This is a genomic window from Ruegeria sp. TM1040, assembly GCF_000014065.1.
GTDB lineage: Bacteria > Pseudomonadota > Alphaproteobacteria > Rhodobacterales > Rhodobacteraceae > Epibacterium.
The window spans coordinates 532600-557880 of sequence record NC_008043.1; the positions used below are offsets into that span (position 1 = coordinate 532600).

General features: G+C 61.2%; 25 protein-coding genes. 8 read left to right on the top strand and 17 right to left on the bottom strand.

Annotation, left to right across the window (positions count from 1 at the left end):
* The first annotated feature begins 52 nt into the window (after positions 1 to 52).
* Positions 53 to 2704, top strand: a complete 2652-nt coding sequence (locus TM1040_RS02920) for a TIGR02302 family protein (protein WP_011537111.1) — start codon at positions 53 to 55, stop codon at positions 2702 to 2704.
* A gap of 181 nt (positions 2705 to 2885) precedes the next feature.
* Here TM1040_RS02920 and TM1040_RS02925 read toward each other — a convergent pair whose 3' ends face one another.
* Positions 2886 to 3800 carry a zinc-ribbon domain-containing protein gene (locus tag TM1040_RS02925; RefSeq protein ID WP_011537112.1) on the bottom strand — a complete coding sequence of 305 codons (915 nt, stop codon included), beginning with the start codon at positions 3798 to 3800 and terminating at the stop codon, positions 2886 to 2888.
* Positions 3801 to 4025: 225 nt separating this feature from the next.
* Between TM1040_RS02925 and TM1040_RS02930 the strand changes: the two genes are divergently transcribed.
* The 4 genes from TM1040_RS02930 to TM1040_RS02945 are packed head-to-tail and all read left to right on the top strand — an operon-like array spanning position 4026 to position 6922.
* On the top strand, positions 4026 to 4703 hold the full coding sequence (locus tag TM1040_RS02930; protein WP_011537113.1) for a cell division ATP-binding protein FtsE: 678 nt from the start codon (positions 4026 to 4028) through the stop codon (positions 4701 to 4703).
* Positions 4700 to 5593: a cell division protein FtsX gene (locus TM1040_RS02935; RefSeq protein WP_011537114.1), complete on the top strand. Its 894-nt coding sequence runs from the start codon at positions 4700 to 4702 to the stop codon at positions 5591 to 5593. The genes TM1040_RS02930 and TM1040_RS02935 overlap by 4 nt, the downstream gene beginning before the upstream one ends.
* Positions 5590 to 6339 carry a lysophospholipid acyltransferase family protein gene (locus TM1040_RS02940; protein WP_011537115.1) on the top strand — a complete coding sequence of 250 codons (750 nt, stop codon included), beginning with the start codon at positions 5590 to 5592 and terminating at the stop codon, positions 6337 to 6339. Before TM1040_RS02935 ends, TM1040_RS02940 begins: the two co-directional genes overlap by 4 nt.
* The gene (locus tag TM1040_RS02945) at positions 6317 to 6922 is read left to right on the top strand and encodes a pyridoxamine 5'-phosphate oxidase family protein (RefSeq protein WP_011537116.1); all 606 of its coding nucleotides are present in this window, start codon (positions 6317 to 6319) and stop codon (positions 6920 to 6922) included. The genes TM1040_RS02940 and TM1040_RS02945 overlap by 23 nt, the downstream gene beginning before the upstream one ends.
* A 50-nt stretch (positions 6923 to 6972) precedes the next feature.
* Here the strand turns inward: TM1040_RS02945 and TM1040_RS02950 are convergent, their stop codons facing one another.
* The 13 genes from TM1040_RS02950 to sucC form a co-directional block, all read right to left on the bottom strand.
* Complete coding sequence (locus TM1040_RS02950) at positions 6973 to 7443, bottom strand: hypothetical protein (RefSeq protein ID WP_254658805.1); 471 nt, start codon at positions 7441 to 7443, stop codon at positions 6973 to 6975.
* Positions 7444 to 7498: 55 nt separating this feature from the next.
* Complete coding sequence (locus tag TM1040_RS02955; protein ID WP_011537118.1) at positions 7499 to 7813, bottom strand: EthD family reductase; 315 nt, start codon at positions 7811 to 7813, stop codon at positions 7499 to 7501.
* A gap of 89 nt (positions 7814 to 7902) precedes the next feature.
* Positions 7903 to 9300, bottom strand: coding sequence for a dihydrolipoyl dehydrogenase (gene lpdA / locus TM1040_RS02960; RefSeq protein ID WP_011537119.1), 1398 nt, complete (start codon positions 9298 to 9300; stop codon positions 7903 to 7905).
* Between the two features lie 140 nt (positions 9301 to 9440).
* Complete coding sequence (locus TM1040_RS02965) at positions 9441 to 10001, bottom strand: L,D-transpeptidase family protein (RefSeq protein ID WP_011537120.1); 561 nt, start codon at positions 9999 to 10001, stop codon at positions 9441 to 9443.
* The gene (locus TM1040_RS02970; RefSeq protein WP_011537121.1) at positions 9998 to 10408 is read right to left on the bottom strand and encodes an MAPEG family protein; all 411 of its coding nucleotides are present in this window, start codon (positions 10406 to 10408) and stop codon (positions 9998 to 10000) included. The genes TM1040_RS02965 and TM1040_RS02970 overlap by 4 nt, the downstream gene beginning before the upstream one ends.
* 1 nt (position 10409) lies before the next feature.
* Positions 10410 to 10802 carry an MAPEG family protein gene (locus tag TM1040_RS02975; protein ID WP_011537122.1) on the bottom strand — a complete coding sequence of 131 codons (393 nt, stop codon included), beginning with the start codon at positions 10800 to 10802 and terminating at the stop codon, positions 10410 to 10412.
* Complete coding sequence (locus TM1040_RS02980; RefSeq protein WP_011537123.1) at positions 10799 to 11326, bottom strand: hypothetical protein; 528 nt, start codon at positions 11324 to 11326, stop codon at positions 10799 to 10801. Before TM1040_RS02980 ends, TM1040_RS02975 begins: the two co-directional genes overlap by 4 nt.
* A 16-nt stretch (positions 11327 to 11342) precedes the next feature.
* The gene (locus TM1040_RS02985) at positions 11343 to 11750 is read right to left on the bottom strand and encodes a hypothetical protein (protein ID WP_166485498.1); all 408 of its coding nucleotides are present in this window, start codon (positions 11748 to 11750) and stop codon (positions 11343 to 11345) included.
* 34 nt (positions 11751 to 11784) lie between these two features.
* Positions 11785 to 13290, bottom strand: coding sequence for a 2-oxoglutarate dehydrogenase complex dihydrolipoyllysine-residue succinyltransferase (gene odhB, locus TM1040_RS02990; protein WP_011537125.1), 1506 nt, complete (start codon positions 13288 to 13290; stop codon positions 11785 to 11787).
* A 14-nt stretch (positions 13291 to 13304) separates the two neighbouring features.
* Positions 13305 to 16256 carry a 2-oxoglutarate dehydrogenase E1 component gene (locus TM1040_RS02995; protein WP_011537126.1) on the bottom strand — a complete coding sequence of 984 codons (2952 nt, stop codon included), beginning with the start codon at positions 16254 to 16256 and terminating at the stop codon, positions 13305 to 13307.
* Between the two features lie 241 nt (positions 16257 to 16497).
* The gene (gene sucD, locus TM1040_RS03000; RefSeq protein WP_011537127.1) at positions 16498 to 17385 is read right to left on the bottom strand and encodes a succinate--CoA ligase subunit alpha; all 888 of its coding nucleotides are present in this window, start codon (positions 17383 to 17385) and stop codon (positions 16498 to 16500) included.
* Between the two features lie 18 nt (positions 17386 to 17403).
* Entirely contained in the window at positions 17404 to 18243 is an 840-nt protein-coding gene (locus tag TM1040_RS03005) for a glycosyltransferase family 25 protein (protein WP_011537128.1), read from the bottom strand.
* Between the two features lie 58 nt (positions 18244 to 18301).
* Complete coding sequence (gene sucC, locus TM1040_RS03010) at positions 18302 to 19495, bottom strand: ADP-forming succinate--CoA ligase subunit beta (RefSeq protein WP_011537129.1); 1194 nt, start codon at positions 19493 to 19495, stop codon at positions 18302 to 18304.
* 562 nt (positions 19496 to 20057) lie between these two features.
* Between sucC and TM1040_RS20185 the strand changes: the two genes are divergently transcribed.
* Positions 20058 to 20315: a hypothetical protein gene (locus TM1040_RS20185; protein ID WP_166485499.1), complete on the top strand. Its 258-nt coding sequence runs from the start codon at positions 20058 to 20060 to the stop codon at positions 20313 to 20315.
* Here TM1040_RS20185 and TM1040_RS03020 read toward each other — a convergent pair.
* From TM1040_RS03020 to TM1040_RS03030, 3 genes are all read right to left on the bottom strand, one after another.
* A complete protein-coding gene (locus TM1040_RS03020; RefSeq protein WP_166485500.1) occupies positions 20305 to 21249 on the bottom strand; it encodes a putative nucleotide-diphospho-sugar transferase in 945 nt (314 codons plus the stop codon). The genes TM1040_RS20185 and TM1040_RS03020 overlap by 11 nt on opposite strands.
* Positions 21250 to 21304: 55 nt before the next feature.
* Positions 21305 to 22267, bottom strand: coding sequence for a malate dehydrogenase (gene mdh, locus TM1040_RS03025; RefSeq protein WP_011537132.1), 963 nt, complete (start codon positions 22265 to 22267; stop codon positions 21305 to 21307).
* Positions 22268 to 23136: 869 nt separating this feature from the next.
* Positions 23137 to 23448 carry a hypothetical protein gene (locus tag TM1040_RS03030; protein WP_011537134.1) on the bottom strand — a complete coding sequence of 104 codons (312 nt, stop codon included), beginning with the start codon at positions 23446 to 23448 and terminating at the stop codon, positions 23137 to 23139.
* A gap of 362 nt (positions 23449 to 23810) precedes the next feature.
* Here TM1040_RS03030 and TM1040_RS03035 point away from each other — a divergent pair, with 362 nt between their 5' ends.
* Both TM1040_RS03035 and TM1040_RS03040 read left to right on the top strand, forming a co-directional pair.
* A complete protein-coding gene (locus TM1040_RS03035) occupies positions 23811 to 24665 on the top strand; it encodes an HpcH/HpaI aldolase/citrate lyase family protein (RefSeq protein ID WP_011537135.1) in 855 nt (284 codons plus the stop codon).
* A gap of 65 nt (positions 24666 to 24730) precedes the next feature.
* Positions 24731 to 25279, top strand: coding sequence for an NnrU family protein (locus TM1040_RS03040; RefSeq protein ID WP_011537136.1), 549 nt, complete (start codon positions 24731 to 24733; stop codon positions 25277 to 25279).
* Positions 25280 to 25281 lie beyond the last annotated feature (2 nt).

A 25281-nucleotide genomic window follows, 5' to 3' on the forward strand; every position in this document is an offset into this window, starting at 1 on the left:
TCTGGCGGGCGCGGATCGCTTGGGCGTGGGCCGGCACCCAAGGCGGAGCGGTATGAGCGAGCAGAAAACCCCCGACGGACCCGACCACCACCCGGTTGAAGCAGCGCTGAGGCAGCTGGCGCCCCTGCGGCGTGCGCTGTTGCTGACGCGCGCGGGCATGGTGGCTGAACGTCTCTGGCGCAGTTTCTGGCCTTTGGCGACGGTGCTGCTTCTGGCCGCCGGTTTGGTGCTTCTGGGGATTTTCGACTGGGTCGTTCTCGAGGTCGCCTGGGGCGGTGCGGTGCTGGTGGTGCTGGGCGCGGTCGCTGCTACCGTCTGGGGCGTTATGCTGTTTCGCTGGCCAAAGCCGCATGAGGCCGTGGCCCGCCTTGACGAAACCCTGCCCGGACGCCCGATTGCAGCGATTCTGGATCATCAGGTGTCTGGGGCCGAGGATGCCGCGTCCGTCGCGCTCTGGCAGGCGCATCAGGCCCGGATGGCAGCCCGCGCCGCCGAGGCCGAAGCGCCGGCCCCCAATCTGCGTATTGCTGACCGCGATCCCTATGCGTTGCGTTATGTGGCGCTTCTGGTGCTGGTCACGGGGCTGTTGTTCGGCACCGCCTGGCGCGCAGGCAGGGTCGCCGAACTCATGCCCGGCGGTGGCAATGCGGGTCTGAATGGCCCGACCTGGGAGGGCTGGGTCGAGCCGCCGCGCTACACCGGCCTGCCGACGCTCTATTTGGGGGATCTTACCGAAGATACCCTGCGCATACCGCAAAACAGCCGCGTCACCCTACGGTTCTATGGCGATGTGGGCGATCTGACGCTGGCAGAGACCGTCTCTGGCCGCACCGGAGAGCTGCCCTCTGCCTCCGCGCCGGAGCAGAATTTCACCGTGACCGAGGCTGGGGATCTCACCATTGATGGTGCTGGCGGTCGCAGTTGGCGCGTGGAGGTGATCCGCGATGCCCCACCGCTTGTCTCTCTCGCAGGAGAGCCGGATCTGTCGGCGGATGGCACGCTGACCTTGCCGTTTAATGCCTCGGACGACTACGGCGTCGTGGGCGGCACGGTGACGATTTCCCTCGACGGGGCCGCATTGGACCGCCGCTATGGGCTGGCAACCGCGCCGGATGCCCGCGATCCCATCACGCTGCCTTTGCCGCTCTCTCTGACCGGCGATCGTCGCCTCTTCAGCGAAGTGCTCGAGGAAGAATTCTCCGCTCATCCCTGGGCCAACCTGCCGGTGATCTACAGCCTGCGTGCCGAGGATGCGGCGGGCCAACAGAGCGTTGCAGCCACCTTGCACGGCCCTTTGACCGCTCGGCGCTTCTTTGACCCGATGGCGGCGGCTTTGGTCGAGCAACGGCGCGATCTCCTCTGGGCGCGCGCCAACGGGCCACGAGTCGCAAAAATCCTGCGCACCCTCAGCCACCGCCCCGAAGAGCTCTTCTCGGACATGGGCAACTACCTGCAATTGCGCACGATTTTGAAGCGATTGGAGCGGTATAGCGCACATGGCCTGAGCCCCGTTCACCAGGACGAGATTGCAAGCGCGCTCTGGGCCCTGGCGTTGCAGCTGGAGGAGGGCGATGTCGGCGATGCGCTGGAACGGATGCGGCAGGCGCAGGAACGGCTGAGCCAGGCCATGCGCGACGGCGCCAGTGATGAGGAAATCGCCCGCCTGATGCAGGAGTTGCGAGAGGCCACCGACGACTACATGCGCCAGCTGTCGCGACAGGCGCAGCAGCAGGATGGAGACCAGGAGGGCGGCGAGAGCAGCGACAATGCGATCCAGCTCAGCCAGCAGGACTTGCAGGCCATGATGGACCGCATCCAGGAGCTGATGGAACAGGGCCGCATGGCCGAAGCCGAACAGGCCCTTCGGGAGTTCCAGCAGATGATGGAAAACATGCAGGTCACACAGGGTCAGCCCGGTCAGGGCGACAGCCCCGGCCAGCAGGCCATGGACGGTTTGGCGGATACCTTGCGCGAACAGCAAGGCCTGTCGGATCAGGCCTTCCGAGACCTGCAAGAACAGTTCAACCCCAACGCCCAGCGGGGCGAAAGCCAGGGCAATGAGGGCCGGGACGGCGGCCTTGGCCGTGGACAGAGCCATCAGGGCGGCGGCGCAGGCGGTCAGGACGACGGCCCCCAGGGCGAAGGCGGTCAAAACGAAGGCCGAGAGGCCGAGGGCGGCCAATCTCCAAGCGGGGGACAGGGCAACGGCGCGGGCGATCTTGCGCAACGTCAGCAGGCCCTGCGTGACGAGCTGCAACGCCAGCGCGATGGCCTGCCTCTTGGCGGACCCGAGGGCGAGGCTGCACGGGACTCGCTCGATCAGGCCGGGCGCGCCATGGAAGGTGCCGAAGAGGCGCTGCGCGAGGGCGATTACGCCGAAGCCATTGACCGCCAGTCCGAGGCCATGGAAGCCCTGCGCGACGGTATGCGCGCCTTGGGCGAGGCCATGGCAGAGCAGCAACAGCAAGGCCAGCAACCGGGCGGCCAGCAAGGACAGAGCACCCGTCAGGGCAATGCGCTCGACCCGCTGGGCCGGGACCGGGGCGGGCAGGGCAGCGACTTCTTTAGCCGTGACAGCATTGGCGAGGGGCAGGCCTATCGCCGGGCTTGGGATCTTCTGGAAGAAATCCGACGCCGCGCTGGAGAGCGTGAGCGCAGCGAAAGCGAGCGCAACTACCTGCAACGTCTGCTGGATCGCTTCTGATCGGCACAGCCGGTAACGGCAAAGCGCGTCGCGCCACGCTTGCCATCTGCCCGGTCACGATCACCGCCGCCGTTGCGCCGCAGCCTGTGGGACCTGTGGGACATGGGCGCCGGATGCGTCGTGGAGTCGGTAAGCAGCCCCGAGCTAAGCCGAGCTAAACGGTGAACCGACCAGACGGCTGTTATTCTGCTGCCAGCGCCTGTGCTTGCGCATCAAGCCAGAGCCGCCACTGATCGACCCAGGCCACATAGGAGCTGAGGTAAGGATCAGCTTGCGGCAGGCTCTCCGCAATCATTGCGGCATTGCTGTAAACCAGAATAGCCAGCGCCATCAGTAGGATCACCAACAGAAATCCGCGCGAAAATCCGCGTTTGCGCGCAGGTGGCGCGGGGGCATCCGCAGGCGGTGGCGTCGCGGGTTTGGTTTCCCCCGGCGCATTGGTGGCTACATCCTCAATATTCGGCAACAACCCTCTGCGCGATCCCGGCTGCGGGTCTAGGCGATCCCGGTCCAAAGGCGCGGCATGCGCCTGCGGGGCAGGGTCCAGGCCTTGCATCCGGGCCACCCGCTCCTCGGATTGGCGGGCCCGGCGCGCGGCTTCATCCTCAGGCAGGTCCTCAAGCCCCAATTCTGGCTGGGTTTCCAAACTGTCGCGCCCAGACCGCAGGGCTTCTTCGCGCATGGCTTCTTCGCGCAACACGCGCGAGATCTCGGGATCGAGACGACGCTTTGCGGGCGCGGGGTCTGCTTCGGGTTCTGGCGGGGCGGCTGGCGGTGTGCCCGGTGCAGGCGCATCCGGATCTTCGTGCCAGTGCTCTTCGGCCGCTGCCGGCTCGGGCTCGGGGGCGCTTGGCCATGCGTCCTGGGGCGGCTCCTGCAGCGCGTCCTCTCGCGTGTGAGCGGCGTCGACAGAACCCGCTTCCGTTGCCGGAGGCGGGGTGGCGGCGCGGGCCTCGGCCTCTTCGGCCATCATCTGCGTGGAGGGCTGAAACCAGGTATCACCGCAATTGGAACACTGCACATCACGCCCGTCCTGCGGGATCACATCCTCGGGCACCTCATACTGTGCGCCGCAATTGGGGCATATCAGTCTCATCCGATCTCCTTGGCGGGTGCTCTGGCCGCGAAAAGGGTGAATTTCCCTCTAATCATAGTAACTTCCTGAAAGGCAAGAAAGAGCCAATCCCCGCCGAGATCCACAATGAGCACAGGGCTGGCTCTCCTGCACCATTGAAACTGCCGCAGCGGTCGTGCAAAACACCGCGACGAACGGCGGCATCGCCAACGACGACCAAATGACACGCCGGGCTGGGATGGTACCGTGATCGAACTCGAAAACGTGGGCTACAACTATGGCGGAGGCGAGCTCTTCAGCGACCTTTCCGTGCAATTGGCCCCCGGCTCCTTTCATTTTCTGACCGGTCCTTCGGGGGCCGGGAAAACCACGCTGCTCAAGCTCTGCTACGGGGCGTTGACCCCGACGGCGGGGCGCGTGCGGGCGTTCAATATGGATGTCAAAGGGCTCGATCGCGATCAGATGGCCTATCTGCGCCGCCGCGTCGGTGTGGTGCATCAGGATTGCCGTTTCCTCGACCACCTGCCGGTGGTGGAGAACATTGCCCTGCCGCTCACGGTGTCGGGGCGTGGCCTTCTGGAAGAACAGGCCAACCTGCACGAGTTGATGAACTGGGTCGGACTTGCGGAGCGTATGGATGCGTTGCCGCCGGAACTTTCGGGCGGGGAGCGGCAGCGCGCCGCCCTTGCCCGCGCCGTGATTCTGAGCCCGGACGTCATCATCGCGGATGAGCCCACCGGCAACGTCGATTGGGAAATGTCGCAACGGTTGCTGCGCTTGCTCGTTGAACTCAACCACATGGGCAAGACGATCCTTGTGGCGACCCACGATCTGCCGCTTATCCGCGCGGCCAAGAACCAGGTACAGGCGCGGGTGCTCAGGATTTCCAACCGGCAACTGATCTCGGCGGGGGCAGACCTATGAATGCGCTGCGCAAGCTGATTTTGGGAGATGCACAGGCGGACCGCGTGGTGCCGCCGTCTGGCTTTACCGCGCAGCTGACCCTCTTTGTGTCGGGCGCGATGGCCTTTCTGTGTGTCTTTGCGCTGGCGCTCTCGCTTGCGTCGGGCCGGGTGGCGGATCGCTGGTCGGACGAGCTCGCCCGTGCAGCCACCCTGCGCATCAATGCTCCGGCTGAACAGCGTGTGGCCCAGACTGAGGCCGCGCTCAGGATCCTGCGTCAGACCCCGGGTGTGGCCAATGCCCGCGCGCTGACACAGGACGAGCAGGCGGCACTGTTGCAGCCCTGGTTCGGTGCGGGCATCCCCCTTGATACGCTGCCGGTGCCGCAATTGATCGAGGTCACGGAGGATACGCCCGGCTATGACGCGCAGGGCCTGCGTCTGAGGCTGCAGGCCGAGGTGCCCGGCGCGGTGCTTGACGACCACGCCCGCTGGCGCCGCCCGCTGGTGGAGGCCGCGATTGCGCTGCGTCGCCTCGGGGTGGTCTCGATCCTGCTGATCGGTGGCGCCATGGCCGCGATGATCACGCTTGCGGCCAATGCGGCCCTTGCGGCCAATGCGCAGGTGATCGAGGTTCTGCGTCTCGTTGGGGCGCAGGACAGCTATATCGCGCAGGCCTTTGTGCGCCGCTTTACGCTCCGGGCGCTCTTTGGGGCCACAGTCGGCGTCGTGTTGGGGATGCTTGGCGTTTTCCTGATGCCCGAAGCCTCCGAGGAGGGCGGCTTTCTCACGGGACTTGGCTTTCAAGGCTGGCGCTGGCTCCTGCCGCTTGCTATCCCGCCACTGGCGGCGCTTGTGGCCTTTGTGGCCACCACCCGCGCGGCCCGCAAACGCCTTGGAGATCTCGCGTGACCCTTGCTTTTCAATATCTGCGCTCGCTGCTCTACATGATCCAGATCTATGTGGCGATGCTGGTGCTCGGGATCGCTTTTGCGCCCTATGCGCTACTGTCCAAAAACGGCGCGCGTCAAGCCTGCAAGACCTATGCCCGCTGGGCGATCTGGTCGGCGCGCTGGATGGTGGGCATCCGCTGCGAAGTGCGCGGCCCGGTTCCCCAGGGTGAGGTGCTCGTGGCCGCCAAGCATCAGAGCTTTCTCGATATTCTGGTGATCTTCAATGCCCTGCCACAGGCCAAGTTCATCATGAAACAAGAGCTGATGTGGACCCCGATCATTGGCATCTACGCCAAACGTCTGGGCTGTATTCCAGTCAACCGCGGCAAGCGCGGCGCAGCGATTGCGCGTATGATCAAGGACGTGGCGCGCGAGTTTTCCGAACCCGGCCAACTGGTGATCTATCCGCAAGGCACCCGTGTCGCGCCCGGAGCGCAGAAACCCTACAAGGTCGGCAGCGGCGTGCTCTATGAAGAGCTGAAACAGCCCTGCGTCCCGGTTGCCACCAACGTGGGCCTGTTGTGGCCCCGCACCGGCCTTTTGCGCAAACCCGGACTTGGGGTGGTCGAATTCCTCGACCCGATCGCACCGGGACAGGCGCGCGACAGTTTCATGGCTGAGTTGGAGCAGCGTATCGAGGCCCGGTCAGATGCATTGATGGCAGAATTGGGATTTGAACAAGATGGACGCGATAGAATCCATTGAAGACCTAGAGGCGCTTTACGGGACACCGGGAGCGCCTTCTTTACGCAAGGTGGCGCGGCAAATGACGCCGCTTTATCGCAAGTGGATCATGGCGTCTCGGCTGTGCATGCTGGCCACGGTCGGCCCCGAAGGCACCGACGACAGCCCGCGTGGCGATGATGGCCCGGTGGTGCTGGAACTCGATCCGGGCACGCTGGCGCTGCCCGATTGGCGTGGCAACAACCGGATCGACTCCTTGCGCAATATCGTGCGCGACGGGCGGGTATCGCTGATGTTTCTGGTGCCCGGCTTAAACAATGTGGTGCGGGTGAATGGCTCCGCGATAGTGACTGCCGACCCTGATCTGCTGCAACGCTTTGATAAGGCAGGTAAACTGCCGCGTACGGTCATCGTGATCAAGATCAACGAGATCTACAGTCAATGCGCGCGCGCCCTGATGCGCGCCCGTACCTGGACTTCGGGTGACGAGAGCGAGGGCCTGCCGTCGATGGGCGACATCCTTGCCGAGCAGACCGCAGGCGAAGAAGGCGGTCGCTCCTACGATGAGGCATGGGCTCCCCGTGCCGCCAAAACCATGTGGTAGGGGGTTACGCCGGTGCAGGCGGCGCCATGAAAATCAAAGAACTGCCCGCGCTATCCCCCCCAATCGGGATAGGCCACGTGGAAGATGCCCCACCGCTCGGGGGATTGTGGCGCCCCCAAGAACCACCCTTTGGAAAGGGCCTCGTCGCCCATTTTTGCCTTGGGATCAAAAACCAGCTGCGGGAAATCCCGCGAAACGATTATGCGTGTCAATTCCAACAGTTCTGCAGCGTCTTCATAGCTCAGCGCATAAGGGGCGTAGGTGGATATTGTGCAACGGGAGTCCTCCAGTCGCAGGAAACTGCCCGATTGCGTGTCGATCCAGCTTTTGTCCGGTTTTTGAAACAGCCCCGACAGCAGCGTGTCTGGACTGTCTCCGGTCAGTACGGGGGCAAGACAGATACCATAAAACAGTTCGGCAATGCGTTCCGCGCGTGAGTGCGTTGGCCAGATTTGCGATGCCGCGCCAAGCCCCATCGCAAAACCTGCGACAATGATCCCGAACAGAAGGCGTTTCTTCAAAACACAGGCCCCAGATATCCGCCGGTGACCTGTTTCGGCCACCAGTGCGCTTGCCTCAGCTCATCAACAACTCGCCCACGAGGATCTGCGGGCGGATGTTGGTGAAATTGGCCACATCATCAATGATTACGCCGCCCTTTTCACCCATAGCAGTGTTGAGCGCGTCCTGATCGGGAAAGGTGATGGTCGCAATCAACAGATAGGGCGGCGGCACATCCGGCCCCCCGGCCAGCCCACGCGACGCCTCGACCGTTTCAATCAAGTCACCCCAATGCTCCTCGATGAGCGGCAGATGGGTCTCAACATAGTAATCATAGTCAAACGTCGCCTCATCGGAGGCGGGGTAGAGCACTTGCAGGCTGAGGGTCATTGGCATGTCTCCTGTTGAGGACGCAAACGGCCCGCCAAGTGGCGGGCCGCTGGTGATGGACGTGCCGGGGCGCGCCCCCCGCGCGGGGCTTAACTGTGGATCGCGCCGTCGCCGCAGGCAAGGGCTGCTTCGCGCACGGCCTCGGAATAGGTCGGATGCGCGTGGCAGGTCAGCGCCAGATCCTCGGCGGAGGCGCCAAATTCCATCGCCACACAGATCTCGTGGATCAGATCGCCTGCACCGGGGCCGATGATGGCCGCACCGAGGATGCGGTCGGTTTCCTTGTCGGCAATCAGTTTCACAAAACCACCCTCGGCCTGATGCACGGCCTTGGCGCGGGCGTTGCCCATGAACATGAACTTGCCCACCTTGATCTTGCGACCTTCGGCCTTGAGCGCGTCTTCGGTGGCACCGACGGTCGCCACCTCTGGGGTGGTGTAGACCACACCGGGAATGACGCCGTAATTCACGTGGCCATGTTTGCCCGCGATCACTTCGGCCACGGCCATGCCTTCGTCTTCGGCCTTATGCGCGAGCATCGGACCCTCGATGACGTCGCCGATGGCGTAGATGCCTTTGACGTTCGTGGCCCATTGCGCGTCGGTGGCGATCTGGCCGCGTTCGGTCATCTTGACGCCAAGCGCGTCGAGGCCAAGGCCTTCGGCATAGGGTTTGCGCCCCGTGGCGACGAGCACCACATCGGCCTCGATGACCTCTGCGTCGCCGCCTTTTTTGGGCTCATAAGAGACTTTGGCCTTGGATTTCGTGGTTTCAACGCCCTTGACGGCGGCCCCCATGATGAAGCTGAGGCCCTGCTTTTCAAGGATGCGTTTGAAGCCGCGCTGGACGTCCTTGTCCATGCCGGGACAGACCGCGTCCATATATTCGACCACGGTGACCTCTGCGCCAAGGCGCGCGTAGACCGAGCCGAGCTCGAGGCCAATGACGCCTGCGCCGATCACGACCATTTTCTTCGGGACTTTGGGCAGTTCCAGAGCGCCGGTGCTGTCGACCACAAGGCCCTTGTCGTTGTCGACCTCGACACCCGGCAGGGCGGAGGGCACGGAGCCGGAGGCGATGATGATGTTCTTGGCCTCATGGGTGTCGTCGCCCACTTTGACCTTGCCCGCCTCGGGGATCGACGCCCAGCCCTTGATCCAGTCGATCTTGTTCTTCTTCATGAGGAACTCGACACCGCCGGTGTTCTGGCCGATGACCTCATCCTTGTAGGATTTCATCTGGTTCCAGTCGACCGAGGGGCTTTTGCCCTTGAGACCCATGGCGCCGAAGTTGTGCTCTGCTTCATGCAGCATATGGGTTGCGTGCAAGAGCGCCTTGGAGGGGATGCAGCCCACGTTGAGGCAGGTGCCGCCAAGGGTTTCGCGGCCTTCTACGATGGCGGTCTTGAGGCCCAGCTGGGCGCAGCGGATTGCGCTGACATAGCCGCCGGGACCGGCGCCGATTACGATGACGTCATAGGATGCCATGGGTCATGTGCTCCTTTGGAGTTGAGCGGGGAGGGGGCGCTGCCCCCGGCCCGTACGGGCCTCCCCCGGGATATTTTGGGTTAGAAGATGAAGATGCGCTCGGCAATGTCCAGAGCGAATTTGTTCGATCTGAAAGATCATCAGAGCGCCTCCGCGATGGTGATTGGAGTTCCGTCTGGCACAAGCGACCAGATTTCGCGCATCTCGGCGTTGGTGACCGCGATGCAGCCGTCGGTCCAGTCTAGCATCAGGTGCAATGCGCCCAAGGCCCCCCAGCCATTGGGCAGGCCGTGGATCATGATATTGCCGCCGGGATCGCGCGCCGCGGCTTTGGCTGCGGCCTGGTCTGCGGCATTGGGGTAGGAGATATGCAGGCTCAGATGCGCGATGGAGTTTGGATTGCGCCAGTCGATTTCATAGCGCCCTTCGGGGGTGCGCTCGTCGCCCTCGGATTGTTTGTGGCCTTCGGGTGCGGCCCCAAGCGAGATGTCGTAGCTGCGGATGGTTTCGCCGTCGCGCAGCAGATGCAGCGCGCGGGTGGATTTGATCACGAGGATCTCATCCGCCTGTTGGTGGGCTTCGGCCATTGGCGGCGGTGTGCCGGACCCCGTGCGCGCCATCACCTTGGTATAGGCGAAGATGGCCACGCCGAGCCCCAGCCCCAGCAGGCCTAAGCGCAGGATATGTCTGGTGATGCTCATATCAGGGCGGCCACCAGCATCGCCGCGGTCGCGAGATAGCCCACGGCCCAGATCAGGCTGCGCCAGGGCACCCAGCCAAAGGCATAGGCCGGGATGTAAAGCACCCGCGAGCCAAGGTAAGCAAAGGCGCAGACGGTGGTGAAGAGCGAGGATTGTCCCGAAAGGGTGACGACCACGCAGGCGATCGAAAAGAGGATCAGCCCCTCAAAGTGGTTGTTCATCGCCCTGAAGAGCCGCGCGGTGCGTTTGGAGACCATATCCTGCAAATCGCCGCCCATGCGATCCCGGTCCCGCGGCCCTAGCGTCTGACCGGGCTTCAGCTCAAGGTTCGCAGGCACCGCCATCAGGGCGATCTGAAAGACCTGAAGCAGGGCCGCGAGGGTGAGGGCGGTGAGTTCGGGGGTCATGTCAGAAAAAACTCGCGCCAATCATCAAAAGCGTGGCGAGGAGACCAATGACATAGATCACACTGCGCCAAGGCACCCACGCAAAGGCATAGGCCGGCACATAGAGCGCGCGCGCGGCCACATAGGTCCAGGCGCAGATTGCAGTCAAGGAAGAGGCATTGTCGGTCAGGGTGAGCAGCAGCACCGCAATGATGAACGGACCGATATTCTCGGTATGGTTCGCCAGCGCGCGCCGCAGGCGATTGCTGCGTTCCGACAGCCGCTCATCCAGATTTTCGCGGGTCCCGACGTTGCCATCGCGACCGATATCGGCTTCCAGCGCCCGTTGCGACCAGATGACCGTGACCACATGGATCAGGACCGTTGCAGCAAGTGCGCTGAGTTCTGGCGTCATTGTGCCCCCTCATACTCTGAGATCAGGTGTCGGATATGGGTGGTCTCCTCTCGGGTGAAATCTCCCTCTGTACCGTCAACCACAAATTCCTGAAGCACGTACCACTCCGCGTCATTTACAAGTTTACCGCGTTTTACGGCCTTGTTCATCGTTTTGCGTATGAGGCCGGACTCCGAAAAGAAATCAAACCCGATATCCGCGCGAAACCGGGCGAGGAAAGCGTTGATGTCCTGAACAACCTCCTGCTCGCCGGATTTCATAAACGAATGAAATTCATTGGCAGTGTGGGCGTACCAGTTTTGGACCTCTTTTAGAATTTGCTTGCGATCGCTTTTGCGAGACTGCTGATCATAAAGATCGAGGAAGAAACTCCCGGGCACCACAACGGTGTCTAGGTCCAGCGTTTCTCCCGCTGGGAGCGTGGCTTCCAGCTGTGCAATGCGCCACGTGCGAAAGTAGTCCAGACCTTCGATCAGTCGGACAAGTTCGGCACGGATCTCTATATCTGGTTGAGGAGGCGTCATTGTCGCCCTGTTGAGGTCATTGCAGAAGGTTACCTTGCTTTTGTTTAAGCAAGTAGACGATGGCACATGTTGAAACGGAAATCACAATTCCCCAGTAGCCGAAAAACGTCCAAAACATGAAATTTAGCAGCGTTCGACCAAAGGCGGTGGCTTCGAGAACTGAAAGAAATACCAATAGCTGCGAGGCAAGAAATAATGCCGTAAATGCAACCGCCCGTCGCGATCTCAAGAAACTTGAAATCGCGACGCCAGCGCTTGCAACGACGCTGCCAAAGAAACCCGCGAGTGAGAGGACATATGCAATCTCGTTCGAAAGTAGTGCTGGATAACGTTTCTCTGGCATTGGCATAGAAAGAACGTCTGCAGTCCGCGACAACCCGGAAATTGCAAAAATGGCGTAACCAATGATGATTAACCAAAGCAAGATGGGCTTCCCAGACTGCAGTTGCATCGCTTTCTTACAGATCCATCAACAACCGGCGGGGATCTTCCAGCGCTTCTTTGACGCGCACGAGGAAGGTCACAGCGCCTTTGCCGTCGACGATACGGTGGTCATAGGACAGCGCCAGATACATCATCGGGCGGATTTCCACCTTGCCGTTGATTGCCATCGGGCGGTCCTGGATCTTGTGCATGCCGAGGATACCGGACTGCGGCGGGTTCAGGATCGGCGAGGACATCAGCGAGCCATAGACACCACCGTTGGAGATGGTGAAGGTGCCGCCCTGCATTTCCGCCATCGACAGCTTGCCGTCACGGGCGCGCGCGCCTTTTTCGGCAATCGCCTTCTCAATATCGGCAAAGGACATCGCATCGGCGTCGCGGATGACCGGAACCACCAGACCCGTGGGCGTGCCTGCGGCGATGCCCATGTGGACGAAGTTCTTGTAGACGATGTCGGTGCCGTCGATCTCGGCGTTGACCTCGGGGACCTCTTTCAACGCGTGGCAGCAGGCCTTGGTGAAGAAGGACATAAAGCCCAGTTTCACGCCGTGCTTCTTCAGGAACAGGTCTTTGTATTCGTTGCGCAGCGCCATCACCTCGGTCATGTCGACCTCATTGTAGGTAGTGAGCATGGCAGCAGTGTTCTGGCTGTCCTTCAGACGCTTGGCGATGGTCTGGCGCAGACGGGTCATTTTTACGCGTTCTTCGCGCGAGGCATCATCGGCAGACACCGGCGCGCGCGGGGCTGCGGGAGCCGCTGTCGGGGCGGGCGCGGATTTTGCGGCGGCGATCGCCGATGCCACGTCCTCTTTCATGATGCGTCCGTCGCGGCCTGTGCCTTTGACATCCGATGCGGAGAGACCGGCCTCGGCCATCGCCTTTTCCGCCGATGGCGCATTGGCGACATCCTTGGAGACGGCGGCAGGGGTCTCCGCCGCAGCGGGCGCTGCAGCCGGGGCCGCCGCTACCGCTGCACCGTCACCGGAGATGACGCCGAGTTTGGCAGAGGCGTCCACGGTGGTGCCTTCGGGCGCGGTGATCTCGGCCAGAACGCCAGCGGCAGGCGCGGGCACCTCGACGGAAACCTTGTCGGTTTCCAGCTCGCAAAGCATTTCGTCCTGCGCGACGCTGTCACCGACTTTCTTGAACCATGTGGAAACGGTCGCCTCAGAGACGCTTTCGCCCAGCGTCGGCACCATCACGTCAACAGCATCCCCACCCGAAGAGGCAGGTGCCTCAGCCGGGGCGGGTTTCGCTGCCGGGGCTGAGGCTGCTGCGGCGCCGCCTTCGGTAATATTGGCCAGGAGCGCATCAACGCCCACGGTGTCGCCTTCCTTGGCAACGATCTCGGCCAGAGTGCCAGCCGCCGGGGCGGGCACTTCGACTGTGACCTTGTCGGTTTCCAGCTCACAGAGCATCTCGTCTGCGGCAACAGTGTCGCCCGGCTTCTTGAACCAGGTGGCGACGGTGGCTTCGGTCACGGATTCGCCCAGAGTGGGCACGCGCACTTCGGTGGTCATGATCTCAATCTTCCTCAGATGCTCAGCGCTTCGTTCACGAGCGCAGCTTGTTGGGCTTTGTGTTCGCTGGCCAGGCCGGTTGCAGGCGAGGCCGAGGTGGCGCGCCCGACATAGATCGGACGGGTGTTCTTTGCCTTGATGCGGGTCAGGACCCACTCAATGTTGGGCTCGATAAAGGTCCAGGCACCCTGGTTCTTGGGCTCTTCCTGGCACCAGACCATTTCTGCGCCCTTGAACCGCTCCAGTTCCTTCACGAGGCTGATCGCCGGGAAGGGGTAATACTGCTCGATCCGCATGATATAGACATCGTCGATGCCGCGGGCGTCGCGCTCTTCAAGAAGGTCGTAGTAGACCTTGCCCGAACACAGCACCACGCGCTTGATCTTCTTGTCCTCAACGAGCTTGGTCTCAGAGAGACCCGTTTCCGCATCATCCCACAGAACCCGGTGGAAGGACGAGCCGGTGGTGAACTCATGTGCCTTGGACACGGCAAGCTTGTGGCGCAGAAGCGACTTCGGCGTCACCAGAATGAGCGGCTTGCGGAAGGTCCGGTGCAGCTGACGGCGCAGGATGTGGAAGTAGTTCGCCGGCGTCGTGCAGTTCGCCACGATCCAGTTATCCTGACCGCACATCTGCAGGAAACGCTCCAGACGCGCCGAAGAGTGCTCTGGACCCTGGCCCTCAAACCCGTGCGGCAAGAGGCACACAAGACCGGACATCCGCAGCCACTTGCTCTCGCCCGAGGATACGAACTGGTCGAACATGATCTGCGCGCCATTGGCAAAGTCGCCAAACTGCGCTTCCCAGAGGGTCAGCGCGTTGGGCTCTGCCAGCGAGTAGCCATATTCAAAGCCCAGAACCGCGTATTCCGACAGTGCCGAGTCGATGACCTCATAGTTGGCCTGACCCGCGCGGATATTGTTGAGCGGGTAGTAGCGCTCTTCGGTGTCCTGATTGACGATGCCCGAATGGCGCTGCGAGAAGGTCCCGCGGGTGGAGTCCTGCCCCGCCAGACGCACCGGATACCCCTCGGTCAGAAGCGAGCCGAACGCCAGCGCCTCGCCGGTGGCCCAGTCAAAGCCTTCGCCGCTCTCGAACATCTTTTTGCGCGCATCAAGGAAGCGACCGATGGTCTTATGCACCGGATAGCCCTCGGGCAGAGTGGTCAGACCCTTGCCGACCTCCTCCAGCGTCTCGGGCTTGATGGCGGTTTCGCCACGCTGATAATCCTCGTCCTTGCTGTCGAGATGCGACCAGCGCCCATCCAGCCAGTCGGCCTTGTTGGGCTTGTAGGTCTTGCCGATCTCGAACTCTTCGTTGAGGTGCGCCTGGAACGCCGCCTTCATGTCTTCGATCTCGCCCTCGGGGATCAGACCGTCCTTGACCAGACGTTCCGTGTAGAGGCTCAGGGTCGTCTTGTGACCCTTGATCTTCTTGTACATCAACGGGTTGGTGAACATCGGCTCGTCGCCTTCGTTGTGACCAAACCGGCGATAGCAGAAGATGTCGATGACGACGTCCTTGTGGAACTTCTGGCGGAATTCGGTTGCGACCTTGGCTGCGTGGACCACGGCCTCCGGGTCGTCACCGTTGACGTGGAAGATCGGTGCCTCAACCACCAGCGCGTTGTCGGTGGGATAGGGCGAGGAGCGCGAGAAATGCGGTGCGGTGGTGAACCCGATCTGGTTGTTCACAACGATATGCATGGTGCCGCCGGTGCGGTGACCGCGCAGACCGGAGAGCGCAAAACATTCCGCCACAACACCCTGACCCGCAAAAGCCGCGTCGCCGTGCAGGAGGATCGGCAGAACCGCCGTGCGGTCCTTGTCACCCAGCTGGTCCTGCTTGGCACGGACCTTGCCCAGCACAACCGGGTTCACCGCCTCAAGGTGCGAGGGGTTTGCGGTCAGCGACAGGTGGACGCTGTTGCCATCAAACTCACGGTCCGAAGAGGCGCCGAGGTGATATTTCACATCGCCCGAGCCATCCACGTCTTCGGGCTTGAACGATCCGCCCTGGAACTCGTTGAAGATCGCGCGATAGGGCTTTTGCATCACATTGGCCAGAACCGACAGGCGGCCGCGGTGCGGCATGCCGATCACGATGTCTTTGACACCGAGGTTGCCGCCGCGCTTGATGATCTGCTCCATCGCCGGGATGAGGCTCTCACCACCATCCAGACCAAAGCGCTTGGTGCCCATGTATTTTACATGCAGGAACTTTTCGAACCCTTCGGCCTCAACCATCTTGTTGAGGATCGCCTTGCGGCCTTCGCGGGTGAAGGTGATTTCCTTGTCATAGCCCTCGATGCGCTCTTTCAGCCAGGCAGATTGCTCGGGGTCCGAGATATGCATGTACTGAAGCGCAAAGGTGCCGCAATAGGTCCGCTTCACGATATCCACGATCTGACGCATGGTGGCCACTTCCAGCCCCAGCACGTTGTCGATGAAGATCGGGCGGTCCATGTCGGCGCCGTCAAAACCGTAGGATTTCGGATCAAGCTCCGGGTGCGGCGTGGCGGCGCGCATGCCCAGCGGGTCGAGATCAGCCGCCAGATGGCCCCGGATCCGGTAGGCCCGGATCAGCATCAGAGCGCGGATCGAGTCGAGCACCGCGCGCTGGATCGCCTCGTCAGAGACTTCGACACCCTTTTCCTTGGCCTTGTCGGCAATCTTCTTGCCGGCCGCCTTGGCCTCGACGGGGGCAGGCCACTCGCCGGTCAGAGCCGCCGTGAGGTCGTCGGCAGGGGCGGGCGGCCAGTCGTTGCGCGCCCAGCTGGGGCCTGCAGCTTCGGCCTTCACGTCGCCATCAGCGTCGCCCATGGCGCGAAAGAATTCCGCCCACGCGGCGTCTACTGCGTTGGGATCATTGGCGTACTGGGCATAAAGCTGCTCCAGATACTCCGCGTTGTGCCCCTGCATAAAGGAGGACGCATGGAAGATGTCGTTGGGGCTCTGTTCGGTCATTTGAGTGCCTCGTATGGGTTTGGACCGTAAGCGATCAGCCGGTTCTCAAAGGCTGAAAGCCCGAAAGGGCGAAATGTTCCGTCTCAAGTTCCAGGTGGATCTTGCGGCGAAGGCGGCCACAGGGCCGCATCAGCAACAGGATCCGTATGCCTGCAAAGCAAGCGCAGGAAGGGGGCGGGCACATGATGCCCACCCCGAAGATCATCAGATGATCGTTGGCGATATGCCGACATGGGCTGCATCAGCCGTTTGCAATCGCTTTCTGAACCGCTTCGCCCAGGGTGGCGGGGCTGTCGGCAACAACGATGCCTGCGGATTTCATCGCTTCGATCTTGTCTTCGGCGCCACCTTTGCCACCGGCGACAATCGCGCCCGCGTGGCCCATGCGGCGGCCCGGAGGGGCGGTACGGCCTGCGATGAAGCCCGCAATCGGCTTCCAACGGCCTTTTTTCTTCTGCTCGGCGATGAATTCCGCCGCTTCTTCTTCGGCAGAGCCACCGATCTCACCGATCATGATGATGGACTGGGTCTCATCATCGTCGAGGAACATGTCAAGGACGTCGATATGCTCGGTGCCCTTGATCGGGTCGCCGCCGATGCCAACTGCCGAGGACTGGCCCAGACCGATGTCAGAGGTCTGCTTCACGGCCTCGTAGGTCAGGGTGCCGGAACGGGACACAACACCAACAGAACCACGCTTGTGGATGTGGCCTGGCATGATGCCGATCTTGCAGGCATCCGGGGTGATGACGCCGGGGCAGTTGGGGCCGATGAGGCGCGATTTGGAGCCTTCGAGGGCGCGCTGCACCTTCATCATGTCCAGAACCGGGATGCCTTCGGTGATGCAGACGATGAGTTCCATCTCGGCGTCGATCGCCTCGAGGATGGAGTCCGCTGCAAACGGCGGTGGCACATAGATCACCGAGGCGTTGGCTTCGGTTACATGCTTGGCTTCATGCACGGAGTTGAAAACCGGCAGGTCAAGGTGGGTCTGACCGCCTTTGCCGGGGGTCACGCCGCCGACCATCTTGGTGCCATAAGCGATGGCCTGTTCGGTGTGGAAGGTGCCCTGAGAGCCGGTGAGGCCCTGACAGATGACTTTGGTGTTTTCGTCGATGAGGACTGCCATGATGTCCTTTCCTTTCGATTATGCGGTTTGTGCCTCGGCGGCACGCGCCGCGCTGTCGTCGGTGAGCGCCCGATCCGCGTAAAGAACCCGCACAAGCCGTGCGCGCCCCGAGATCAGGCGAAGGAGATGCAGGGGCAGAGCGCGCAGCTCGGCCATGCCCCGCAGGCGTTTTTGTTTACGGTAGAGCGCACCCTTGGGCTTGCGCTGCGCATGCCCGAGAAAGGTGCCCTCCTCAGGAGGTGTATTGCCCTGCGTCACAAGCGCAGGGGTGATCTGATGGGGTTCAAGAGAGACCGCCAAAGGGGAAACAAGTGGATTGAACAGCAACTGATCAATCGACATCGTAAATGGCCGCGACGCCAACAGAGCCTCTGCCCCCTTGCGGGAGACCAGGTAGCCGGCAGAGCCGGGATTGCGCGACAACATCGGTGCTACCTGGCGACCAAGGTGCTGCGACGCAGAGGTGCCAACCATCACCTTGAGAGTCTCGCTGCGCCAGAACTCCAGGTTCACAAGTTCACAGCCCTGCGGCCACCAGCTCAGATCCTCTGTCCATTGACGCAACTCTGCCGAGATAAAGACATCATCCTCAAAGATGAGGGCAACATCCGCATCCGACGCCAGAAACTGTTCCCAAACCTTGGCGTGGCTCAGGGTGCAGGCCATGTTGCCATGGGCAAACACCCCCCAGGGGCCAAAGCTCTTGCACTGCTGCAACAGCTCCTCTTCCGAGGTCTCGGCCAGATCCACGGCGGACACGAATTCCGCGTCCAGACCGGCATCCCTCAGGGTGGCCTGCATCGCTGCATGCCGACCCTTGGCCCGGTCCAGAGAGATCATGTATGTCGCCAGCTTCATATCTGGAAAACCAATCAGATCCTGCGCTCCCCGAACCCGAGAGTTCGGGGAAGGCGGGTTAACCCTTTACCGCTTTCACGATCTTCTCGGCCCCATCGGACAGATCATCTGCCGCGATCACGTTAAGACCGGAGTTCGCGATGATTTCTTTGCCCTTCTCGACGTTTGTGCCTTCGAGACGCACAACCAGCGGCACCTCAAGGCCCACTTCTTTCACGGCTGCAATCACGCCTTCTGCGATCACGTCGCAGCGCATGATGCCGCCAAAGATGTTCACGAGGATACCTTTGACGTTCTTGTCGGAGGTGATGATCTTGAACGCTTCGGTCACTTTCTCTTTGGTGGCGCCGCCGCCCACATCGAGGAAGTTCGCAGGCTCTGCTCCATAGAGCTTGATGATGTCCATGGTGGCCATCGCCAGACCCGCGCCGTTCACCATGCAGCCGATCTCACCGTCGAGCGCGATGTAGTTCAGGTCGTACTTGGACGCTTCGAGCTCTTTGGGGTCTTCTTCGGTCTCGTCGCGCAGGGCGGCGATATCGGCGTGGCGATAGATCGCGTTGCCGTCGAAACCGACCTTTGCGTCCAGCACTTTCAGGTCACCATTGTCGGCGACGATCAGCGGGTTGATCTCCAGCATCTCCATGTCCTTCTCGATGAAGGCTTGGTAGAGCTGACCCATCAGCTTGACGCACTGCTTCACCTGCGCGCCCTCAAGGCCGAGCGAGAAGGCAACGCGGCGCCCGTGGTACGCCTGATAGCCGGTGGCCGGATCAACGGAGAACGACAGGATCTTTTCCGGGGTCTCAGCGGCGACTTCTTCAATGTCCATGCCGCCCTCGGTGGAGCAGACAAAAGACACGCGGGAGGTCACGCGATCCACCAGCAGCGCCAGATACAGCTCGGTCTGGATGCCAGAGCCCGCCTCGATGTAGATGCGGTTCACCTGCTTGCCCGCCGGGCCGGTCTGGTGGGTCACGAGGGTGCGGCCCAGCATCTTCTTGGCTTCTTCGGCGGCTTCTTCGACCGATTTGGTCAGGCGTACGCCGCCTTTTTCACCGGCGTCGGCTTCCTTGAAGGAGCCCTTGCCGCGACCACCTGCGTGGATCTGGGCCTTCACGACCCAAAGCGGGCCGTCAAGCTCGCCTGCTGCGGTTTTGGCTTCGTCTGCTTTCATCACCACGCGCCCGTCCGAAACCGGAGCGCCGTAGCTGCGAAGGAGGGCCTTGGCCTGATATTCGTGGATGTTCATGAGAAACTGTCCCGTCTGGCTGCAATTGTCCCTTGCTAGTACGCCTGCATCAAACAAGAGGTTAAAGCCTTTTCTGCCCAGTGAGCGCTAAATGATGAAGATTTTTCGTTTTTGTGATCACAGCCCAGAGACGTGTGATCACATATGGAAAACGACTAAAATTCAGCGATTCGCGTAAGCGCGCCCGGCGTGTTTGAGAAATGCTGCGCCGCGTCAAGAGCCTTCCAATGACTGGAGGCTATAGTTTTGACCTGTCGGAAAAATTTCATTTCCCTCCCGCAATCAGGGGCGGTTCTCGGCTGGGCAGGGCCGTCTGTGCCTGGACTACCGCACGCCCAGAGATCAGGTCCAAGCCAAAGAAGCGGAAGTTCTGGCGAAAGCCACTCGTCTTGCAAGCGTCTCGTGTGCAAGATGGCTTGCCCACGTTTGTCGACTTCTATCTTTACAACGACAAGCCCAAGATGCGCCTGATCCAACGGTGGAACTTCACCGGTCTTTGGCGCGATCCAGAAACAACGATTCACGTCCCGAAATCCCTGATTTTCCCCTCCAAGATGCTGAAATGCACGGTATCCTCCTGCGCGTTCCCGCCAAGGCAGAAGAGGTTTGCGCCTTTCTTTATGGCCCGTCCTGGCGGACGTCAGCGCGCAAAGGAGAAGGATACGAGATGAAGATTGTGGATAATCGCCCGCAATTTATTCAGAAAATACGGCGTGATCGCGGTCACGACATCTCTGCTCTGAACGAGTTCTGTGCAGCGCGGGCCAAGTACATGGCTCGCGCTTTTTCGCAAACTCTGGAATCGCAGGCTACAGCTTGATCCGCGCCGTCTTGTTGGGCTTCACTCTCTGGCGCGCAGGAGGCAGATCGTAAATTCTGCTCGACCCCTTCAGGGAGCGATCCGCCTCACGCGCTTTTATCATGGTCTGCAGATGCCTCGGTCGCACCACCTCCTGCAAGCCAATCGGCTCATCCGTGTTTGGATGCGCGACGTCATGCAATGCGCGCACATGCAGACACCGAATGCCACCATTTATGCGCCCCCATTTGTCCAGGAGAGACTGTTTTAACAGGTTGTACTCAGGGGGGAGCACGAGAGGCATCAGTTGATGCTCATAAAGAGTAGCGCGCAAAACCGGTTGATCCTTTCCGATCTTTGACCGCGCATAGTTTCTATCCCAGTCTTCCCAAAAAGCGAGTGTCTGCGGGGTTCTGCGGATGGCAAAAACGCCTGAATTCAAAACTGGAAACGCGTGTGGGATATCTTTGCGGTATGACGTCATCTCGGTCCTGGAACGGGACACGCCGAGCGCTGCGGCGATTGGATGAGTGTCAAGGAGATCAAACACATCCGAGATGTCCTCGACAACGACCACGTCTGCGTCGAGGTAGATCGTTTTTTCAAAACGCGACGAAAGAAGCGCTTCCATTTTGGGGCGGGGCCCGCGATGGGTGACCGGATGTATTTTGTCAAAGATCGGATCCTCGATCTTTTGGTCGGTACATAGATCGATCTGCGCTTTTGGCATCGCCAGCTTGAGGCTGCGCGCAGCCCGGCGGGCGAGGTTGGTATATTGAAGGCCAGTGGTGGCAAAAACAAAACCCTCTCCCTCGCGGTTCTTGGTCTGCCGCGGGCGCAAGAGATTTTTCAAATAAATCATGTCTTTAGAAATTAAAATTCGGGGGGCGATGAAAGCGCTGCCATTGAACGGGGGCTTGTAGAATGGCCTGAAAACGGAGCGTTCTAAGGGCATAAGCCCGGCTCAAAAGCCGGGCTTACTGTTTTCTTCAGTTTCGAGATGCTTTGGCTTATGCCAGCGAGCTGTCGATGCCTTTGCACGCGTCTACGAGGCCTTTGACCGCGTTGACGGAGGTGTCGAACATCGCCTGCTCTTCAGCGTTCAGCTTGATGTCGACCACACGCTCGATGCCTCCGGCACCGATCACGGTCGGAACGCCGACATACATGCCGTTGAGACCCAGAGCGCCGTCCACATAGGCCGCGCAGGGCAGGACGCGCTTCTGGTCCTTGAGATAGGCTTCTGCCATCTCGATTGCAGAGGTCGCAGGCGCGTAATAGGCGGAGCCGGTTTTCAGGAGACCCACGATTTCGGCGCCACCGTCACGGGTGCGCTGAACGATCGCGTCCATCTTGTCCTGGGTGGTCCAGCCCATCTCGATCAGGTCGGGGAGCGGAATGCCTGCTACGGTGGAGTAACGCACCGACGGCACCATGGTGTCGCCATGGCCACCGAGCACAAACGCGGTGACGTCTTTCATGGAGACGTTGAATTCCTCCGCGAGGAAGTGACGGAAGCGCGCGCTGTCCAGAACACCCGCCATGCCGCAGACTTTTTCGTGCGGCAGGCCGGAGAATTCGCGCAGCGCCCAAACCATCGCGTCGAGCGGGTTGGTGATGCAGATCACAAAGGCGTCCGGCGCGTTGTCGCGGATGCCTTCGCCGACGGATTTCATCACCTTGAGGTTGATGCCCAGGAGGTCGTCGCGGGACATGCCCGGCTTGCGCGGAACGCCCGCGGTCACGATGCAGACGTCCGCGCCCGCGATGTCGGCATAATCCTGGGTGCCTTTGAGGCTTGCGTCAAAGCCTTCGGAAGGACCGGATTCTGCGATGTCCAGCGCTTTGCCTTCGGGGGTGCCTTCTGCGATGTCGAACAAAACGACGTCGCCGAGTTCTTTGAGGGCTACAAGATGTGCGAGGGTGCCACCGATCTGACCTGCGCCGATGAGGGCGATTTTGGGTCGTGCCATGGGATTATCTCTCCGGTCCGGTTGATTTCTGCCCAGATGCCTACGGCGTTCGCCTCCGCTTCGCAAGTGTTCTGCGCTGCGGCATCGCGCGAGATGGCCCCGCATCGGGGTCGGATCAAAGGGTTTACATGTCGGTTTTGTGAAGCGAGCGGTAAAAATTCTGCAATCTCGGGAACATTGGGTCGTGTATGGAGACGCTTCACGAATATGTGCGGCCCCTCGTCAAAAGGAACTCACTGTCTTGGATCTGAACTGCTCTGTGCCGAGGAGTGGGCGTATTTTGGAGCTGATTTTTGATCTTTCCCCCTTCGCGCGCCGAATCACGGGCCTCTCAATTTGGGTTCGACAGTGATCGCCGAGCAAGAGGTCGCAGACCCAATCGCGGGTCGTGTGGCGCCGTCGTCATCGAGGAGCGACGGGGTAGGCATCAATCGAGGGGGTGCGTCAAGGGGGCGGGCATCGCGCCTCTTGCGGTGCGCGCCTCGTGCAGCGAGGTTCATCGCTCGAGATTTGCTCAAGGGCGCTTCAAGGTAAGTTTTATGCTGCGGCCCCGGTCCTGCCGCCTGCCATCCCGGCACGCGCGTCGCGGTAGCGACCGTGTAGGACCGGTTTCCCGGCGGCTGCTCAGGCAATGGATGTGTTCAACGCGCCAAGGCGCGGTTTGTGATCACATGACGAGATCGACCGTTCAGTGGCGCCATAGATTCAGGTCGCACAGACCCTTAAGCCCTGCGTTTATACGGGCTCTTGTTATACCGGGTGCATGTTTCGGTGTTGGTCACAGGCGGCGCATCAGGGATGCGCCAGCCGGTTCACCATGTTCACCGATCGTGACCGCCCGCTAGAGGGATCTTCAGCGCAGGGAAGGCTCAGGCGTCGGTGTCCATTGCCGGAAGCGCTTCGGCCAGAACCTCATAGGATTGTCCCGATGCCACCAGGCAGGTCATGCCATTGGGAGTGGTGACGGTGATGGTCCAGGATCCGGTTTCTGCCGAGGCGAAGGTTTCCATAACCATGCCCTGCTGGCCCATGCCGATGCTTTGACGGCTTTCACCGTATTTTTCAGCAAGGCGCTTCACCACCATTTCGCGGGGGGCGCAGTTCTGGCTCTGAGCGGCGGACATTTGACTGGACAGCACAAGCGCGAGACCAGCGGCGAATGTAAAAAGCGTCTTCTTCATAGGTTTTACCCCTTTCGGAACGATCCCCCACAAGGGCCGTGACAGGGGCCCAAAAGGCACCCCGGCGACCTGGAATGGACCGGTTTTCTGGTGACGTAATCATGACTGCAGACCCAAGGTCCGCGTGGCGCCAGAGCGGAAAACAGCCGCCAGAGGAGAGCGCCGGTACGAGTCAGAATGGCATAGAGGTCCAAAGAACTGGTTAACTTTGAGAACGGTATATTTATCAATAGCATAGCAAATTCTCCCTGTAGTCGCCGCAGGAAGTTTCTGCGTTGCAGAAGGATTTCCCTTGAAATCAACCTGCTGCAAATGTAGCCATTTCGGTAATATTATGACTTTGACATCTCTGGGAGAGCCCTATGGATCCGCGTGCGCGCCCTTATCGTTCCGTCCTTTATATCCCCGGCTCCAAGCCGCGTGCGCTGGACAAGGCCCGCACTCTGCCGGTGGACGCGATCATCTTTGACCTCGAAGACGCGGTCTCGGTAGAGGAAAAGGAAAACGCCCGCACAACATTGGCGGACGCGCTGGCGGCGGGGGGCTATGGCGCCCGGATGAAGATCGTGCGCATCAACGGGCTCGACACTGCATGGGGGCATGCGGACGCCGAGGCGGCGGCTCGCATGGGATGTGACGCGATCCTTCTGCCGAAGGTGTCTTCGCCCGCGGATCTTGATGCGCTGGCAGAGATCACCGGCGACGTGCCGCTCTGGGCGATGATGGAGACCCCGCGTGGCATGCTCAACGCCGCAGAAATCGCCGCGCATCCTAGGCTTCAGGGCATGGTGATGGGCACCAATGATCTTGCCAAGGACATGCAGACCCGCTTTCGCGCCGACCGGTTGCCGCTGATGAGCGGGCTTGGGTTGTGCGTTCTGGCCGCCAAGGCGGAGGGCAAGATCATCGTCGATGGAGTCTTTAATGCCTTTAAGGATGTGGAAGGGCTGGCGGCGGAATGCGCGCAGGGGCGCGACATGGGCTTTGACGGCAAGACGCTCATCCATCCCGCGCAGGTTGATGTGACCAATGAGGCCTTTGCACCTTCTGCCGCCGAGATGGACCTTGCGCGACGCCAGATCGCCGCCTTTGAGGAGGCCGAGGCCAGCGGGCAGGGGGTGGCCGTGGTCGATGGCAAGATTGTCGAGAACCTCCATGTGGTCACCGCGCGCGAGATTCTCGCAAAAGCAGATGCAATTGCAGCGATCTCCGGCTAGGGCTGTGGTGGGGGCGGCGTGACGGCACCCGGCCCCTTGGCACCCGTCTGACGTTGGAGAAAGACATGGCACTTCTTATACTTGGCATCATCCTGTGGTGGGGCGCCCACCTGTTCAAACGCGTGGCACCCGCGCAGCGCGCAAGCCTTGGCGACAAGGGCAGGGGGCTCGTGGCTCTTGTTCTGCTGGTAAGCGTGGTCCTGATGGTCCTCGGGTATCGCGGCACCGAGTACATCCATGTCTGGGCGCCCGCACCTTTCCTCGTGCATGTCAACAACACGCTGATGCTGTTCGCGCTCTATTTCACCAGTCCCGGTCCCAACAAGGGGGCGCTGTTTCACAAGATGCGCCATCCGATGCTGACCGGGTTCAAAATCTGGGCGGTCGCGCATCTTCTGGTCAACGGCGATCTGGCTTCGGTGATCCTCTTTGGGGGGCTTCTGGCCTGGGCCGTGGTCGAGGTGATCACCATCAACAAATCCGAACCGAACTGGCAGCCTAATCCTAAAGGCAGCCTTGCCAAGGACGCCATGTTCTTTGTCGCTTCGATCGTGCTTCTGGGCGTGATCGGCTATATTCACGGGCTCGTCGGGCCCTCACCATTCCCGGGGTAACT

Coding starts and splice junctions, on each gene's coding strand:
- TM1040_RS02920 (WP_011537111.1), top strand. CDS start 53: ATGAGCGAGCAGAAAACCCCCGACGGACCCGACCACCACCCGGTTGAA.
- TM1040_RS02925 (WP_011537112.1), bottom strand. CDS start 3,800: ATGAGACTGATATGCCCCAATTGCGGCGCACAGTATGAGGTGCCCGAG.
- TM1040_RS02935 (WP_011537114.1), top strand. CDS start 4,700: ATGAATGCGCTGCGCAAGCTGATTTTGGGAGATGCACAGGCGGACCGC.
- TM1040_RS02945 (WP_011537116.1), top strand. CDS start 6,317: ATGGACGCGATAGAATCCATTGAAGACCTAGAGGCGCTTTACGGGACA.
- TM1040_RS02955 (WP_011537118.1), bottom strand. CDS start 7,813: ATGACCCTCAGCCTGCAAGTGCTCTACCCCGCCTCCGATGAGGCGACG.
- lpdA (WP_011537119.1), bottom strand. CDS start 9,300: ATGGCATCCTATGACGTCATCGTAATCGGCGCCGGTCCCGGCGGCTAT.
- TM1040_RS02965 (WP_011537120.1), bottom strand. CDS start 10,001: ATGAGCATCACCAGACATATCCTGCGCTTAGGCCTGCTGGGGCTGGGG.
- TM1040_RS02970 (WP_011537121.1), bottom strand. CDS start 10,408: ATGACCCCCGAACTCACCGCCCTCACCCTCGCGGCCCTGCTTCAGGTC.
- TM1040_RS02975 (WP_011537122.1), bottom strand. CDS start 10,802: ATGACGCCAGAACTCAGCGCACTTGCTGCAACGGTCCTGATCCATGTG.
- TM1040_RS02980 (WP_011537123.1), bottom strand. CDS start 11,326: ATGACGCCTCCTCAACCAGATATAGAGATCCGTGCCGAACTTGTCCGA.
- odhB (WP_011537125.1), bottom strand. CDS start 13,290: ATGACCACCGAAGTGCGCGTGCCCACTCTGGGCGAATCCGTGACCGAA.
- TM1040_RS02995 (WP_011537126.1), bottom strand. CDS start 16,256: ATGACCGAACAGAGCCCCAACGACATCTTCCATGCGTCCTCCTTTATG.
- sucD (WP_011537127.1), bottom strand. CDS start 17,385: ATGGCAGTCCTCATCGACGAAAACACCAAAGTCATCTGTCAGGGCCTC.
- TM1040_RS03005 (WP_011537128.1), bottom strand. CDS start 18,243: ATGAAGCTGGCGACATACATGATCTCTCTGGACCGGGCCAAGGGTCGG.
- sucC (WP_011537129.1), bottom strand. CDS start 19,495: ATGAACATCCACGAATATCAGGCCAAGGCCCTCCTTCGCAGCTACGGC.
- TM1040_RS20185 (WP_166485499.1), top strand. CDS start 20,058: ATGCACGGTATCCTCCTGCGCGTTCCCGCCAAGGCAGAAGAGGTTTGC.
- TM1040_RS03020 (WP_166485500.1), bottom strand. CDS start 21,249: ATGCCCTTAGAACGCTCCGTTTTCAGGCCATTCTACAAGCCCCCGTTC.
- mdh (WP_011537132.1), bottom strand. CDS start 22,267: ATGGCACGACCCAAAATCGCCCTCATCGGCGCAGGTCAGATCGGTGGC.
- TM1040_RS03030 (WP_011537134.1), bottom strand. CDS start 23,448: ATGAAGAAGACGCTTTTTACATTCGCCGCTGGTCTCGCGCTTGTGCTG.
- TM1040_RS03035 (WP_011537135.1), top strand. CDS start 23,811: ATGGATCCGCGTGCGCGCCCTTATCGTTCCGTCCTTTATATCCCCGGC.
- TM1040_RS03040 (WP_011537136.1), top strand. CDS start 24,731: ATGGCACTTCTTATACTTGGCATCATCCTGTGGTGGGGCGCCCACCTG.